At 62.1% G+C, this 2,395-nt stretch carries 2 protein-coding genes; both read left to right on the forward strand.

Going from position 1 to position 2,395, the window contains the following annotated elements; all coding sequences use genetic code 11:
- On the forward strand, positions 1 to 1,545 hold the full coding sequence (locus AC1DT6_RS40345) for a sensor domain-containing diguanylate cyclase (RefSeq protein WP_441629621.1): 1,545 nt from the start codon (positions 1 to 3) through the stop codon (positions 1,543 to 1,545).
- Between the two features lie 485 nt (positions 1,546 to 2,030).
- Entirely contained in the window at positions 2,031 to 2,291 is a 261-nt protein-coding gene (locus AC1DT6_RS40350; protein ID WP_477112164.1) for a hypothetical protein, read from the forward strand.
- Positions 2,292 to 2,395: the final 104 nt, after the last annotated feature.

Below are 2,395 nucleotides of genomic sequence, written 5' to 3' on the forward strand. Positions count from 1 at the left end.
ATGCAACCGGATAACCTTGGCCCGCGCCAAAAAGTGAACTTTAAATCCCTCAATCTTTTCGTGGCCAGCAGCTTTGTGCTTGCTGTTGCCATTGCCGCCGTAGGGGCCGGTGCGCTCCATGAAATGCGCCAGGACGCGTATGCCCGCGCACAGGAAGGGGCCGCCAATCTCTCGCTGATCCTGGAGCACGATATCGCCCGCAATCTGGAAATCTATGAGCTGTCGATGCACTCCGTAATCGACGGCGTCAAAGATCCCGAGATTCTCCGGTTGCCTCCCGCCATCCGCCAGCTAGTGTTGTTTGACCGTTCCACAACCGCAACGGACATGGGCTCCCTGCTGGTGACGGACGAGCAAGGCCACCTTGTGCTCGACTCCCGCTCGATCCCTCCCCGTCCCGTCAATCTTTCTGACCGCGATTACTTCAAGGTGCATCGCGATTCGGCCACTGCCGGACTGTATGTCAGCCAGCCGTTCCAGCCTCGCCTGACGGACGGTGGCCAGTCGATCGGCCTTAGCCGAAGGTTGTCGCACGCAGACGGCAGCTTTGCCGGCATCGTCGTCGGCACGCTGCGTACCCACTACTTCAGGAGGCTGTTCGAAGGGACGAAGCTTGGCCCGGGGGGCACCATCACGCTGCTGCGGGACGATGGCATCGTTCTCATGCGGCGCCCGTATGAGCCAAGCACCATCGGGCGGAGCATTGCCAGCAGCCCGTCCTTCGCTCCGCTTACTCAAGCTTCGCAAGGATCCTATGTCGGCACTGCCGCACTGGATGGCACTGAACGTCTATATAACTTCCACCACGTTACCGGTTTCCCGCTCGTGGTTGTCGTTGGCCTGTCGACCGACTACGTTTATGCGGAATGGCGCAAAAGGGCGTGGCTGTTCGGCGGGCTTATCCTTGCCCTCGACGCCATGCTCATCGCGCTCTCGGTGCTGATTTCCCGGCAGTTCAGGCGCAGGCTGGCGATGGAAAAACACCTGCGGCTCATGGTCAATACGGACGGCCTGACGGGTATCGGCAGCCGGCGCGCCCTGGATGAAGCCGCCGACATTGAATGGCGCCGAGCATGGCGCAACCAGCAGCCCTTGTCCTTGCTCATGATCGATGTCGATCATTTCAAGAACTTCAACGACCACTACGGGCACGCGGGCGGCGACGATGCGCTGGCTGCGGTTGCCCGCTGCATAGCCGACAGTATCCGCAGGCCTGGCGACTATGCCGCCCGCTACGGCGGCGAGGAATTCGCCGTGCTGTTGCCCAACACCGGCATGCAAGGCACCATCGCCGTGGCCGAGAAAATTCGCTCGGCAGTCGAGAGCCTGGCGATCCCAAATTTGGGGAGYGCCAACCAGGTGCTTACAGTCAGCATCGGTGTGGCTATCGCAGAGGACCGCGCGCGTTTCGCTAGCCTGCGGGTCTTCTTCAATGCAAGCGACGAAGCGCTATACGAGGCGAAGGCGTCTGGGCGCAATCGTGTGGCCATCGCCGCGGACGAAGCACGAAGGAGCGTGGCCAAAATCGCGGCCCAGGACGGCTAGAGGGTAAAAGAAAGCCGCGCCCGGCCCGTCCGGCCAGTAACCAGTTGCTGAGGTCAAGGCGCCACGCCTAGGCGCGGGCGCCGGGCTTCCGGCTCTGTCGAGAACTGGATACGCAACTCCTGCAACTGCCGCGCGAGCGCATCGCTTTGACGCTTGCCCTGCTCCTGACGCGCCTGCGTGGCCGCGTGGGCCCGACGCTCGGCGTCCCGCGCTCCGATGTGCGGGCCTGGCGTGTCGCGTAATTGCAGACACCCGGTGTCTGTTGTGTTGGTTTTTGCCCGCCAGACCAAAGCCACCGCGCACCGTGCGCTGGCGCCATTTTCCCCGCCTCGAAAGATTTCTTCCCACGTCCCGCCTGCGTTTGCGGGCGATTCACGCTGACCTGGCCCGCCTTGGCACACTCCATGCGTTTGTACCTCCCGAGCGCAGAAACAATGCTCGAACCAACCGAACCCAAGTCCCAACCGCTCCCAAGGAGAATTGCCATGACTACCACCCTCGCCATCAAGGACCTGTCCGTCACCGAAGAACTCGACGCCGGCGCCATGCGCGCCGTGCGCGGCGGCTTCGTGCCCTTCCTGCCCGTGTTCAGCGCSGTCAAGATCGACTCKACCTTCAATGCYKMGCAACTGATCGGCCAGACGCAGAACGTCACCAACATGAATGGCAACAACGCGGCCTTCGTCGACGACATCAAGTCGCATGTCACCTCGACCCAGAACGCCCAAAACAACATCTATCGCTGAACGGCCCGGCAGACGCGGAGGCGGCCCCGCCACCTCCGCTGCCAACCAGCCACTCAGGAACATTTCAAGTCATTCAGTGAAGCCAAGGAGAACCACCATGCCAT

The sequence above is a fragment of the Cupriavidus sp. 01L45 genome, from assembly GCF_056399885.1.